This window comes from Pseudomonas sp. 39004 (assembly GCF_028682155.1).
GTDB classification, from domain to species: domain Bacteria; phylum Pseudomonadota; class Gammaproteobacteria; order Pseudomonadales; family Pseudomonadaceae; genus Aquipseudomonas; species Aquipseudomonas capeferrum.
This window is the reverse complement of the sequence record NZ_JANIAG010000166.1, coordinates 1-12587: the sequence shown is the minus strand read 5'-3', so window position 1 is coordinate 12587 and position 12587 is coordinate 1. Positions and strand designations below refer to the sequence as shown.

The following is a 12587-nucleotide window of genomic DNA, read 5'->3' as shown; positions in this document are numbered from 1 at the left end:
TGTTGCTCCCTGGCAATGGTCCAGAGCATCTCGGTCTCGTCCACACCTTTGACCGAAAGCCGCACACGGCCCTCCTCATCAGCAATCAACCCCTTGCGTTTGAGGTTGGCGACCGCTTCCTCGATTTCCCGGGCCGGCATAGCCACTTCACGCTGCAGGTCGTTCAGGCCTAGCCCGGCATCGTTCTCCAGCACCATCAGCATCCGCGCTTCGCTGGTACGCAGGCCGGTGCTCAGTTGGCGTGGCTGATAGTCACTCTGGTAAGCCCGCAACGCCTGGGTCATCAGGTAGTACAGGTTGTGCTGCAGGCGGCCCTGGAAGTGGCTGCTCGGCGCCTGGCCCTCGGCACGCTGGGTCATGCGGGTATGGGGCAGCACCATCGAGTAGGCCCCTTGGTGGTACAGCAACGGTGAGCGGCCGAAGTCATCGAACGCCACCACCTTGCCGATCAGTATCCAGTGGTCACCACCGTCCAGTTGCTGAAACTTCTCACACTGAAAACGCGCCGAGCAGTCGGCCAGCAGCGGTGCGCCGCCCGCCCCTTGCTCGCATTCGACACCGGCAAAACGGTCGTCCCTGGGCCGTGCGAAGTTGTTGGAAAGCTCGATCTGGTCCGCCGCCAGAATGTTCACGGCAAAGTGCGACGCTTGCTCGAACACCTCGTGGCTGGTGGAGCGTTTGTCGATGCTCCACAAGATCAACGCCGGCTCCAGCGATACCGAGTTGAAGCTGTTGGCGGTGACGCCGACCGTGCGCCCGTCGGGGGCTGCGGCGGTGACAACGGTCACGCCGGTGGCGAAGTTGCCCAGCGCGCGGCGGAAGGCACGGCTATCGAAGCCAGTGGCAGTTGCGGTTTCATTGGACATGCAAGACTCCCGGGCAGACCAAGAGCCTGCCCTGTTCGTTGTTGTATTTGTGAGGGGGATCGGCCAGCCGGCGGCTCAGACCATCGCCGGGTCAGGCTCCAGGCCCATCAGCTCGCGGCCGAGGATTTGCGCGCACACGTCGTAATCGGTGTAGGCATGGGCACCGGTCAGGTGCGCATCGCGGAACAGGCGCTGCATCTCGTTGCTTTCGAACCAGGCGCCGCCACCGGCCGCTTCCATCAGCCGGTCTACCGCCTGGATGCACATCTTCACGGCATAGCCCTGGTTGGTGCGCCAGAACGCCAGGGTGGTGCGGGTCGGGTATTGGTGGCGCTCGCTGTGTTCGGCGATCTCTTCCCAGCTTTTTTCCAGCAGGGCCCGTGCGGCGGCGACTTGATGCGTGGACTCGGCCAGGCGCATGAGTGCCGGCGTTGCCGCGCCCACCGCAGCACCGGTGTAGGCGCGCACGCGGTTGCGGGTTTTCTCGCGGAACACCGCCAGCATGCGCTCGGCGACACCGAGGCTGACGGTGGAGAAACCACTGGCAAAATAGGGGCGGTACGGGGCGAAGAAGATCTTGCTGTCCGGGTACAGGCCAAAGCCTGCCGACTTGCCCTCCATCATGTCCTTGGCCTTCTGGATGCGGTGTTCCGGCACGAAGGCGTCACGCACGATCAAGGTCTTGCTGCCGCTGCCACGCATGCCGACGGCATACCAATCATCACGGATCTCATAATCGCTGCGCGGCAGAATGGCGAAGCAGTAGTCCTGGGTGCCCTCTGCATTCTGCCGGCGGAACCCCATGATCGCCCACTCGGCATGGTCGCAACCCGAACTCCAGCCCATTTCACCGCTGAAGGTCACGCCGCCTTCGACCTCTTCGGTACGGCCAAAGGGCGCGATGCTGCTGCTGGCCGTTGCATCCGGGTTGGCTTGCCACACCTCCTGCTGCAGCTTGGGCGAGAACATCGCCATCTGGTGGCTGTGGGTGCACAGCAGGCTCATGGCCCAGGCGGTGCTGGCGCAGGCGCCTGCCAGCGTGGCGATGCACTGGGCAAACTGCGGCAGCGAAATCTCCATGCCGCCGTAATGCTTTGGCAAGAAGGCGCGGTGCATGCCGATGCTTTTGAGCAGCGCGATATTCTCTGCCGGGACACTGCGATCTTGCTCCGCGCGCACAGCATTGGCGGCAATCGTCGGCAAGATCGACGTGAGGTCTTCCAGCAGGGAGTTTGGCTTTTTCATGAACGGTCTCTTGTTATTGGATAGTCGACAGCGGCTGCGCCAAGCCCGTCGTTGCGGGCGTTTGGGTGCGAAGGAACAGCCGGGAAGCCTGCAATGACACGTTCAGTATGTGAGGTAAGGCCAAACCTCGGAATGCACGTTACGGCGAGAAAATTGTACTTTCCATGGCGCCGTCAGCCAGTGAATCGAGGCCGTTGGCGTATCACGGTCTGATCTTTTTCATCTCGTTGAGCAGTTGCATCAGTTGCTCGAGTTTTGCCTCGCCGAACTGGCTGAGGATCCTGTCGTAGTTGCGGGCCATTTCTTCGCTCATGGCCAGAAACGCCTGCTGCCCCTTGTCGGTCAGCGTGATGAACACACGCCGCTGGTCTTCCGGCGACTTTCGCCGGGCAACCACCCCGTCGCGTTCGAGCCGCTTGAGCACGCCGCTCATGCTGGGCTTGAGGATGCAGGCAAGCTCGGCAAGCTGATGGCTTTCCAGCTCGCCTTGCTGGCGCAGAATGCGAATGACCCGCCATTGCTGTTCGGTCAGGTCATGGGCATTCAATGCCGGTCGAAAGAACGCCATCGTGGCTTCACGCGCCTGTAGCAGGGTCAGGGTCAAAGAGGGTCTTGGTGTGGTCATGCGTGCCCGAGCATCATGGAAAGTGGCGAGCAGGCCAGTATGCCATCGCAGGCTCATTAATACATTAACCAATCTGCCGATGACGGGCCCGTACACCGCGCTGGCAGGCTGGTTACACTCGGGGGGCAGGCAAGGACAAGACCCCCGGCGATAGCCAGGCGTTCAATGGCCGCATGTGCCAGTGCGCTTGCGAAACAGCCCTATCACAACTCCCATTCGGCAGGCTGCGTCATGATCACCCTCGAAAGCCCGACCTATTACGGCGCGACCAGAAAGTACAACCTGAACTACCCCACTTTGGAACATGACATCGAGGCGGATGTGGTGGTCATCGGTGGTGGGTTTTCCGGCATCAACACGGCGCTGGAACTGGCCGAAAAAGGTGTGACCAACATCGTCGTGCTCGAAGCCCGCTACCTGGGTTTCGGCGGCACCGGGCGCAACGGCGGGCAGATCATGGCGGGCATCGGCCATGACCTGGAGAAGATCAGAAGCAGTGTCGGCGACCAGGGCCTGCAGGAAATCTTCGCGCTCAGCGAACTGGGCGCCGGCATCATCAAGGCGCGCATCGCCCGCTACGCCATCGACGCCGACTTCTGCCATGGTTACGGCTACATGGGCTTCAATCGCCGCCAGGCGAACACCCTGCGCGCGTGGGAAAAGCAGTTCAAGGCCATCAATTCGCAAGACGAAATCCGCTACCTGGAAGGCTCGGACGTGCGCCAGATCATCGGCAGCGACGCCTACAGCAGTGCCCTGCTGCACATGGGCGGTGGCCACGTGCATTCGCTCAACCTGCTGCTTGGCGAGGCCCAGGCCCTGGTCGGCCACGGTGCGCGCATTTTCGAGCACAGCCCGGCGCTCGAAGTGACCTACGGCGAGCGTATCAAGGTGCGCACCGGCCGCGGCTCGGTACGTGCAAGCAAACTGCTGTGGGCGTGCGACAGCTTTCTCAACAAGCTGGAGCCGGAGCTGCACGCGCGCACCGTCAACACCTATGCCTTCCAGATGATGACCGAGCCGCTGCCGGATCAACTGATCGCGCGCATCAGCCCGATCCGTGGCGCCTACAGCGATATCCGCCCGGTGATCGACTACTACCGCGTCACCCGCGAGAACCGCCTGCTGTTCGGCGCCGCCACCTCCTGCATCGAGCACATCCCACTGGACCTCAAGGCGTGGAACCGCGCCCTGATGCTGAAGATTTTCCCGTACCTCAAGGACGTGCGCATCGACCTGGCCTGGGGCGGCCCGATGGCCACCAGCGCCAACTTGTTCCCCCAGATCGGTACGCTGAGCAATCGCCCCAACGCGTTCTATGTCCAGGGCTATTCGGGTTTCGGCGTCACCCCCAGCCACATCATTTGCAAACTCCTCGCTGAAGGCATGCACGAAGGGTCGGCACGCTATGAGCTGGTCAGCTCGGTGAAGCATGCGCGGATCTTCGGCAAGGACCATTTCCGCCCGCTACTGCTTACCGCCGGCAAAGCCGTGCACCAGCTTTCGGGCTATTTCAACGGCCGCCGCTGAACCTTTGCTTTCATTACTGAAGCACCGCCATGACCCTCACCGCCACCCGGCAGGGCGTACAATGGGCGGTGAGCTGAGGCCTACATGACCATGGCCTGTGCGCGGAAGTCCTTGGGCGATTGCTCGAACTGCTTCTTGAACGAGCGGCTGAAATGCGCCGAGTCGGTAAAGCCCCACTTGTAGGCAATCGAGGTAATCGACTCGCGCTTGAAGAATGGGTTGGCCAGGTCGTCCGCGCTGCGCTTCAAGCGCGCTCGCTGGATGTAGCGGCAGACGCTGTCGCCCTCCTCCTCGAACAACCGGTACAGGTGGCGAACCGAAATATTCAGCCGGCCCGCCAGGTTGGCCGGTGTCAGCCCCGGCTGCGACAGGGACTCATCAATCACCTGCTGCACGTAGCTGCGCAGGTTGCCACCACTGAGCGGCCCCAGGTTGCAAGCGCCGTCGCCATTACGCTCGAAGCCCGGTTCGAGCAGCGCAATGAATGCAGTCTGCAGCGCATCGCCTTGTGCACCATCACCGCTGACATGGTCGTCCTTGCACAGTTGGTCCATCAGCACATGCAGCATGCGCCCACAGGCATTGGTCGAGGAGATCTTGCCAAACATTGCCCCCGCGCCTTGTACATGCTTGCGCACCTGCTCGCGGGAAAGGGCCAGCGACACATGTTCGATCAAGCCGTTGGGGGTGATTTCGCAACGCCCGACCGAATCCATCAGCAACAATTCACCCGGCGCCAGGCTGACGCTCATGCCGCCTTGCGCCACCGTCGAATGCCCCATGCGCTGGCTGACCAGGAAGCAATGCTGGTCATCGTCAAGGGTCGGGTTTTCGCCCAGCCGGCGGATGTTGCCGGCGTTGGTGCGCAGGTTGGCCAGCGGCAGGCCCGCACGGGAAAACGTGGAGACTTCGCCGATGAACAAGGAATGGTTGGAGGCCAGCGCTGTCTCGAAACGGCCGCAGATCTGCTGCATGGCCGTGGTCCAGCTTTCCAGCCCCTGACGATTGGGTTGTTGAGTGTGCATGGATGCCCTCGACGCAGAATTTGTTGTTATGCGGCCATTGTTAACATGTTATCAATGGCCGCACAACTGTGATCTCTCGTCTGAAACAGGAGCAAGGCACGTGCCAGAAAAAGGTCAGAGGCGGGGTAGCGACTCCCCGAACAGGGCGAGGCAAGCCATCAGGTGCGCCCGTTGCGGCGGGCTGATCTGGATGTAGCGTCGGAACGCCGGCATACGGTTGACCACTTCGCTGCCGCCCATGTGCTCCAGGGTCAGCCACCAGTGGCCATCGCGGCATTCCAGGGCCAGGCGCTTGAAATCCAGCGGCATGAGCGCGGCGGTCAGTTGCGCATTGCTCAGCAGCAGGTCACGTGCCTGGATGAAGCGCGCCTTGTCACCGCTGCGGTACACGCAGGCCAGGCCCGTACGGCGGATTGCACCAGCGTGACGCAATTCAAGCCTCACCTCGCCCCCTTGCAGGGCAGGCAGGCACAGCTGGAATTCGCAGGTCACCACGTGCATCAGCAAGTGCGCCTCGACGCACTCGCGCACCTCGGCACGCCAGCCTTGGGCGGGGTTGTCGAGCACCGCGCAGGCGGGTTCCAGCAGGCGCATCTGTACCTGCCCCAGGTTACGCGACAGCAGCCCCAGCGTGGCCCCTGGCCGGTAACCGGCTGGGGCACGCGGCGCCAGCAGGCGCTCACGCAAATGTCTGATCATGCTGCATATGCTCCACTGCATGGCCCGGTTCTGCCGCGAATTCTTGCGCCAGCACATCCTCGACCCGCGCCGGCTTGAACGGGTTGACCTTCTGTACGCACAGCGTCCAGAACAGCGCATAGGTCGCGGTGCCGGCCAGCATGATGGCGAACGGCACGTAGATATCGGCCGGGTTCATGCCCGGTGGGGTGATGAACGCCATGCCGATGACGATGCCGCTGCTGGAGAGGATCTGCGGCAGCGGGAACAACGGCGAGCGGTAGGCACGTGGCAGGTCCGGGCGGCGGATGCGCAGGATCACCACCGACAACGTCACCAGCAGGTAGGCGGTGCTCCAGGCACACACCGCCGCCAGTACCAGGTGCAGGATGTTGTCCGGGTTGCCCCCCAGGTACCAGGCGTGCAGGCACGGGATCAAGGCAACCACCAGAATGCACAGCAAAGGCGTCTTGAAGCGCGGATGCAGGTAGCTGAAAGCCTTGGGCAGTGCACCATCCACCGCCATGCCGTAGAGGATGCGCGGCACCCCGGCCATCAAGGTGTTGATGGTGGCAGCGCCGGCAAACAGAAAGCCGATACCCAGCCACACCGGGCCGATATCGCCCATCACCTGCTCGGCGAAACGCGGGATGGCCATAGGCGTGTCGAGCAGGTGCACACCGCTGGTGGCATCGAGCACGACGTTTTCCACCTGGCGCTTCATCGCCGCGCCGTAGATGAACATGCAACTGGCCACGCCAAACAAGCCCAACGCCATGGCCCGCGGCAGCACCCAGGCCGAACGGCGCAGCTCCGGCGCCAGCGGGGTGACGAACTCACACCCGACGAACATGAACATGGCCATGCCGATCAGCGAGAGGATGGTCATCAGGTCGGTGCCGACCAGCGACACGCCGAACGGCCCTTCCAGCTCAACCGCCGGCGCAGCGATCAGGCCGAGCACGCCAAACACCATCAGCGTGGTCCACATGCCGAAGGTCAGGATCACCTCGGCGCGGCTGAAGGCACTGACGCCAAAAGCATTGAGCACCGCGAACGCCAACACGAAGAACACGCCGAGCAGCCACGAGCCACCTGCGGATTCCGCCAGGGTATTGAGGTGCTCGAAGTTCACCAGGGCCATGACGCCAGACAGAATGGTCTCGGCGGTACCGGCGAACACGTGCACGATCAGGTAGGCCGACAAGGTGCCGGTGATGGCGAAGAACCGGCCCATGCCGCAGTTGATGTAGTCGTACACCGACCCTGTGGTCGGCAGTATCGCCGCCGCCTCGGCGAAGGTGGTCGACTGCGCCAGCATCATCAATGCCGCGATGACCATGGCCATGGCGAAGGCACTGCCGCCAATGCCAAAGCCCATGGTTGCGGTGAGGATCACCGGGCTGGCCATGATCAGCCCGACGGTGCTGGCCAGCGCCGTGGGGAACCCGACAGTGCCCCGGTTGAGATGCTCGGTGAGCTTATTGTTGAGTGACATCGTTATGCCCCAGCTTGTTTTTGTGGCGTTGAACGCGGCAAGCGAACCTGCACGCACGGCTGTTGTTTGCCTCCCTGCGCCGCCACTGTGCGCCGCAGCTGGCAGGGCGTCTTGCCCATGGCTGCCGTGGGCCTTGTTGCTGCCTGCCAATGCCATCACGCCTGGCAGGCAGCGTCATGCCGGCGTCAGGGAGATGCAAGATCAACACCGTGCCCGCTCACTATGCTCGACGCTTTGGCGGCCTGCCGGGCCGCGTCTCTGCCTCAGGAGCCTGCATGAGCGACATTACCCTTCTTCCCGCGGTCACCGCATTCATGGCCCGACAACATGGCGTGTTCATTCACGGCCAACACCTGGCCAGCCAATCGTCTGCGACCCTTGCGGTGGTCAACCCGGCCGATGGCGAAACCATCGCCCGCATCGCCGACGCCAACCAGGCCGATGTGGAGCATGCCGTGAGCTCGGCCCGCCAGGGCTTCACCACGTGGTCGCGCACCAGCCCCGCCGCCCGCGCCGCCGTGCTGTTCAAGCTGGCCGACCTGCTGGAAGCCAACCGAGAGGAGCTGGCCCAGCTCGAAACCTTGCAGTCGGGCAAGCTGATCGGTATCGCGCGCGCTTTCGAAGTCGAGCAGGCCGCGCACTTCTTGCGCTATTACGCAGGCTGGGCCACCAAGATCACCGGCCAGACCATCACCCCGTCCCTGCCCTCGTTCGCCGGTGAGCGCTACAGTGCATTCACCCTGCGCGAACCGATCGGCGTGGTCGTGGGCATCGTGCCGTGGAACTTCGCCACCATGATCGCCATCTGGAAACTGGCCTCGGCCCTGACCACCGGCTGCAGTATCGTCCTCAAGCCCAGCGAGTTCACGCCCCTGACACTGCTGCGCATCGCCGAGCTGGCCAGCCAGGCCGGCCTGCCGCCGGGCGCGCTCAACGTGCTGACCGGCGGCGGCCTGGTGGGCAAGGCATTGATCGAGCACCCCGGCACCGACAAGGTCTCGTTTACAGGCTCGGTGCCTACCGGCATCGCCGTCGGCCAGGCCGCCATGGGCGCCAAGCTGACCCGGGCGACTCTGGAGCTGGGTGGCAAGAACTCAGTGGCATTCCTGCCTGACGTGGCACTCGACAAGGCCGTCGATGGCATCATCGAGGCAGGCTTCCTGCACTCAGGGCAAATCTGCGCAGCGGGTGAGCGCTTCTTCGTCCACCGCTCGCGCATCGACCCGCTGCTCGATGCGCTGTCCCAGCGCCTGAGCCAGCTGAAGGTCGGCTCACCGCTGGATGAGGCCACCCAGTTCGGCCCAGTGGCCAACAAGCCGCACCAGCAGAAACTGGCCGAGCTGTTCGCCACCGCGCGCGCCGAGGGCAGCCAGATCATCCACGGCGGGCAGATTGGCGAGGGCCCGGGCTGCTTCGTCGAACCGACGGTGATCCTCGCCAAGGCCGCCAGCGACACCTTGCTGAACCAGGAAACCTTCGGCCCGGTGGCGACCTTCCTGCCTTACGACGACGAAGACGAACTGCTGCACCTGATGAACGCGACGCCTTATGGCCTGAGCGCCAGCCTGTGGACCAACGACCTGGGCAAGGCCATGCGCCTGGTGCCAGAAATCCAGGCCGGCACCTTGTGGGTCAACATGCACACCCTGCTCGACCCAGCCGTGCCGTTTGGCGGTATCAAGGCGTCCGGCATCGGCCGCGAGTTCGGCTCGGCGTTCATCGATGACTTCACCGAGCTCAAGTCGGTGATGATCCGTTACTGAATAGGCCAATCGAACAGGCCTGGCCAAGGCGTGCAAACGCCTTGGCAGCCACGAACAAGACCCCACCCTGCCATCCACGCGCTAATAGGCCGTCGCAGCCAACCGCGACGGCGCCTCGTGCCACACGGGTGCCCCCGAAAAACAAAGGCCGCCTTGCAAGGTGCCGAGAACAATCGAGGGAAGTGCAATGTTCAAACCGCAACGGCTGTCCGCCCTGGCCCTGGCCACCTTACTGGCCAGCCAGGCCGCGCCGGCCTACGAGCTTTACGCCGACGACGACAGCCACTTGAATGCCGACATGCTCGCGGTGTGGGGCATGTTCAACAGCCGCAAGAACTATGACGGCACCCCCGGTGGCTCGACCTGGCGCGAGGGCTTCATCAAGTATGGCGTTAGCGGCGATCAGGGCCTGGCCGGCAACGGCAGCCTTTATGGCGCCTTGAACTGGGTCAGTTCCGCCACCTGGGGCGATGGCGATGCCGCAGGCAATACCGATGGCTCCGAACGCACCACCAAGATCGAAGACGCCTACCTGGGCTGGCGTTCGGGCGATCTGCTGCCCTGGCTGGGCAAGGATGGCGTGGATATCTCCGCAGGGCGCCAGGTGGTGCGCCTGGGCAGTGGCTTCTTGATCAACGACGACGGGCCCAACCTGGGCAACGGCGTGGCGGATGGCACCCTGGACCGCGGCGGTGCCTACTACCTGGCGGCGCGCCATGCCTTCGACCGCACCGCCGTACTGCGCCTGGGCGGGCAGGATGGCCTGCATGGCAGCCTGCTGTGGCTCAAGTCCGACAACCGCGCGCAGGCCGAGACCGAACTGGCCGCAGGCACGCTGGACTACACCCATGCCCTGGGCACCTTGGGGCTGACCTGGGTGCACGGCATCGGCGTCACCGACCAATGGGCCAGCGCCTTCCAGAAGGCGCGTGAGGGCATGGATGTCTACAGCTTGCGGGGCGAAGGCAGCGCCGGCATCGACAACGCCAGCTTCGCCTTCGAATACGCGTGGCAAGACAAGCAAGGCGGCGCGGAAAAAGCCTGGTACCTGCAGGCCGGCTACACCTTCGCCGACCTGCCCTGGGCACCCCAGGTGACCTACCGTTACACGCGCTATTCGGCAGGCTGGGATTCGCTGTTCAGTGGCCTGTCCAGTGGCTATGGCACCTGGTTCCAGGGTGAGGTCGCCGCCAACTACGCCGGCCCGTTCAACAGCAACACCGGCATTCACCATGTTGGCGTAAAAGCTACGCCGCTGGAAAACCTCACGGTCGGTGCGCTGTATTTCGACTTCGATACCGTGCGCACCCGCGACAGCCTCAACCTCGATGCCAGGGAGCTCGACCTGTACCTGGAATGGGCGGTCAACGACCACCTGGTCATCAGCCCGCTGGTCGGCCTGTATCAGCCACGCAAGGGCGAAAGCAACGGCGGCAACCAGGTGGGTGGCAACGGCACCAACGTCTACAGCCAGCTGACCATCGCGGTGCCCTTCTAGGCCCTGATGGCAGTCACCGTCTTGCCAATACGCCGATGGCACGGCAGGTCAAAACGGCTGGCACGCAGGCACAAGACGCCCTGCCAGCCGTTAGCGAAACTGGCCGCACGTGTTAGCGCCAGCCCACAACAACAAAACCCGATGACGCCGTCGTCCCTGACAACGGCCGCCTTGCGAGACCCGCCATGACCCTCGATACCCGAATTGACTTCATCTACCTGTCCGAGCAGGACATGATCCGCGCCGGCGTGACCGACATGCCCGCTTGTGTCGACACCATGGAAGCGATGTTCAACCTGCTCTACCAGGGTGACTACCGCATGGCCGGCCCGAACAACGATTCCCACGGCGCGATGATCACCTTCCCCGAACAGTCGCCCTTCCCGCACATGCCCAAGCCCACCGCAGACCGTCGCATGATGGCCATGCCCGCCTACCTGGGCGGCAGCTTCCGCACCGCAGGCGCCAAATGGTATGGCTCGAACATCGCCAACCGGGAAAAGGGCCTGCCGCGCTCAATCCTGATGTTCACCCTCAACGACGCCGACACCGGCGCGCCCTTGGCGCACATGTCGGCCAACCTGCTGTCGGCGTACCGCACCGGCGCCATCCCCGGTGTTGGCGCGCGCCATCTGGCCCGCAAGGACGCCAAGGTCATCGGCCTGGCCGGGCCAGGTGTGATGGGCAAGACCACGGTCGCCGCGTTCATGGCCGTGTGCCCGCTGATCGACACGATCAAGATCAAAGGCCGTGGCCAGAAGAACCTCGATGAGTTCGTGGCCTGGGTCAAGGCCACCTTCCCGCAGATCACGCGCATCCAGGTCGTGCAAACCCTGGAAGAGGTGGTGCGTGATGCCGACCTGGTCAGCTATTGCAGCTCGGGCGAAGTCGGCGACCCCAGCACCTACCCGCTGGTACGCCGCGAATGGGTCAAGCCCGGCGCGTTTCTGGCGATGCCCGCCCCCTGCAGCATCGATGCAGGCATGGAGCGTTCGGACGTGCGCAAGGTGGTGGACAACACCGGGCTGTACGAAGCGTGGTTCGACGAACTGCCCAAGCCTGCGCACAACCACGTGCCGCTGGTAGGCGTGCGCTTCATGGACATGATCGCCGAAGGCACGCTCGACGCCGCGCAGGTCGAAGACATCGGCAAGATCATCAGCGGTGATGCGCCAGGGCGTCTGAACGACGATGAAATCATCATCATGTCGGTGGGCGGCATGCCCGTGGAAGACGTCGCCTGGGGCACCGTGGTGTACCGCAATGCTGTCGAGAAAGGCATCGGCGTAAAGCTCAACCTCTGGGAAAAACCTGTCCTCAGCTGACCCTCCTCACCTCAAAAGGCTCCCCCATGACGCAAATCACCAAACTGAAAACCGGCTCCAAATTCGAAGACATGGCCAGCTACTCCCGCCTGGTGGCGGTAGACAACTGGATCTACGTGTCCAACACCGCCGGCCGCAACCCGCAGACCCAGATCATCCCCGAAGACGTGATCGAACAGACTCATCAGGTGTTCGCCAACATCGAAGCCGCACTGGCGGCCGTCGACGCTGGGCTGGGCGATGTGATCAGCTCGCGCGTGTTCATCCAGGACCCGAACGATGTACCCAAGGTCATGGACGTGATCGGCGAGAAATTCAGGGGCGTCGACCCGGCCACCACCGTCACCTGCCCGCCGCTGGGGTCGACCGTGTACAAGGTCGAGCTGGAAGTGACGGCGTACCGGGGTGCCTCCCGCGCGCAGGTCACGTTGATCCGGCTGGGCCAGTGACCTGCCCGCCTTGAACCCGCCACGTTCTGTTCACACTGCCGCCGAGTGAAGCCATGTCCCCCGTCATCGATCCTGTGCACACCAG

General features: G+C 63.6%; 11 protein-coding genes. 5 read left to right on the top strand and 6 right to left on the bottom strand.

Annotated elements, in window-relative coordinates; genetic code table 11:
- The 3 genes from NP534_RS22050 to hpaR form a co-directional block, all read right to left on the bottom strand.
- Window positions 1–866: p-hydroxyphenylacetate 3-hydroxylase reductase component (locus NP534_RS22050; RefSeq protein WP_274100107.1), on the bottom strand; the 866-nt coding region annotated here is incomplete at its 3' end.
- A 75-nt stretch (window positions 867–941) separates the two neighbouring features.
- The gene (locus tag NP534_RS22045; RefSeq protein ID WP_274100106.1) at window positions 942–2111 is read right to left on the bottom strand and encodes a p-hydroxyphenylacetate 3-hydroxylase oxygenase component; all 1170 of its coding nucleotides are present in this window, start codon (window positions 2109–2111) and stop codon (window positions 942–944) included.
- A gap of 202 nt (window positions 2112–2313) precedes the next feature.
- Window positions 2314–2736 (bottom strand): homoprotocatechuate degradation operon regulator HpaR, encoded by a 423-nt coding sequence (hpaR, locus tag NP534_RS22040; protein ID WP_186659845.1) that lies wholly within the window; start codon window positions 2734–2736, stop codon window positions 2314–2316.
- Between the two features lie 231 nt (window positions 2737–2967).
- Between hpaR and NP534_RS22035 the strand changes: the two genes are divergently transcribed.
- Window positions 2968–4266 carry an NAD(P)/FAD-dependent oxidoreductase gene (locus NP534_RS22035; RefSeq protein WP_274100105.1) on the top strand — a complete coding sequence of 433 codons (1299 nt, stop codon included), beginning with the start codon at window positions 2968–2970 and terminating at the stop codon, window positions 4264–4266.
- 80 nt (window positions 4267–4346) lie between these two features.
- On the opposite strand, the gene feaR is transcribed toward NP534_RS22035, so the two are convergent.
- The 3 genes from feaR to NP534_RS22020 all read right to left on the bottom strand — a co-directional run bounded on the left by feaR (window position 4347) and on the right by NP534_RS22020 (window position 7467).
- Window positions 4347–5291, bottom strand: coding sequence for a transcriptional regulator FeaR (gene feaR / locus NP534_RS22030; protein ID WP_186663821.1), 945 nt, complete (start codon window positions 5289–5291; stop codon window positions 4347–4349).
- Window positions 5292–5405: 114 nt separating this feature from the next.
- A complete protein-coding gene (locus tag NP534_RS22025) occupies window positions 5406–5990 on the bottom strand; it encodes a DUF3156 family protein (RefSeq protein ID WP_274100104.1) in 585 nt (194 codons plus the stop codon).
- A complete protein-coding gene (locus NP534_RS22020) occupies window positions 5971–7467 on the bottom strand; it encodes an APC family permease (protein ID WP_274100103.1) in 1497 nt (498 codons plus the stop codon). Before NP534_RS22020 ends, NP534_RS22025 begins: the two co-directional genes overlap by 20 nt.
- Before the next feature lie 275 nt (window positions 7468–7742).
- On the opposite strand from NP534_RS22020, the gene NP534_RS22015 reads away from it, so the two are divergent.
- The 4 genes from NP534_RS22015 (at window position 7743) to NP534_RS22000 (ending at window position 12502) form a co-directional block, all read left to right on the top strand.
- A complete protein-coding gene (locus NP534_RS22015) occupies window positions 7743–9230 on the top strand; it encodes an aldehyde dehydrogenase family protein (RefSeq protein WP_047581944.1) in 1488 nt (495 codons plus the stop codon).
- Window positions 9231–9417: 187 nt separating this feature from the next.
- Window positions 9418–10728 carry a hypothetical protein gene (locus NP534_RS22010; RefSeq protein WP_274100102.1) on the top strand — a complete coding sequence of 437 codons (1311 nt, stop codon included), beginning with the start codon at window positions 9418–9420 and terminating at the stop codon, window positions 10726–10728.
- A 185-nt stretch (window positions 10729–10913) separates the two neighbouring features.
- A complete protein-coding gene (locus NP534_RS22005) occupies window positions 10914–12053 on the top strand; it encodes a tyramine oxidase subunit B (protein ID WP_033696889.1) in 1140 nt (379 codons plus the stop codon).
- Window positions 12054–12079: 26 nt separating this feature from the next.
- Window positions 12080–12502 (top strand): RidA family protein, encoded by a 423-nt coding sequence (locus NP534_RS22000; RefSeq protein ID WP_156310101.1) that lies wholly within the window; start codon window positions 12080–12082, stop codon window positions 12500–12502.
- Window positions 12503–12587 lie beyond the last annotated feature (85 nt).

Bases quoted from the DNA above. Each gene is read 5' to 3' on its own strand.
- NP534_RS22045 (WP_274100106.1), bottom strand. From the start codon at position 2,111: ATGAAAAAGCCAAACTCCCTGCTGGAAGACCTCACGTCGATCTTGCCG.
- hpaR (WP_186659845.1), bottom strand. From the start codon at position 2,736: ATGACCACACCAAGACCCTCTTTGACCCTGACCCTGCTACAGGCGCGT.
- NP534_RS22035 (WP_274100105.1), top strand. From the start codon at position 2,968: ATGATCACCCTCGAAAGCCCGACCTATTACGGCGCGACCAGAAAGTAC.
- feaR (WP_186663821.1), bottom strand. From the start codon at position 5,291: ATGCACACTCAACAACCCAATCGTCAGGGGCTGGAAAGCTGGACCACG.
- NP534_RS22025 (WP_274100104.1), bottom strand. From the start codon at position 5,990: ATGATCAGACATTTGCGTGAGCGCCTGCTGGCGCCGCGTGCCCCAGCC.
- NP534_RS22020 (WP_274100103.1), bottom strand. From the start codon at position 7,467: ATGTCACTCAACAATAAGCTCACCGAGCATCTCAACCGGGGCACTGTC.
- NP534_RS22015 (WP_047581944.1), top strand. From the start codon at position 7,743: ATGAGCGACATTACCCTTCTTCCCGCGGTCACCGCATTCATGGCCCGA.
- NP534_RS22010 (WP_274100102.1), top strand. From the start codon at position 9,418: ATGTTCAAACCGCAACGGCTGTCCGCCCTGGCCCTGGCCACCTTACTG.
- NP534_RS22005 (WP_033696889.1), top strand. From the start codon at position 10,914: ATGACCCTCGATACCCGAATTGACTTCATCTACCTGTCCGAGCAGGAC.
- NP534_RS22000 (WP_156310101.1), top strand. From the start codon at position 12,080: ATGACGCAAATCACCAAACTGAAAACCGGCTCCAAATTCGAAGACATG.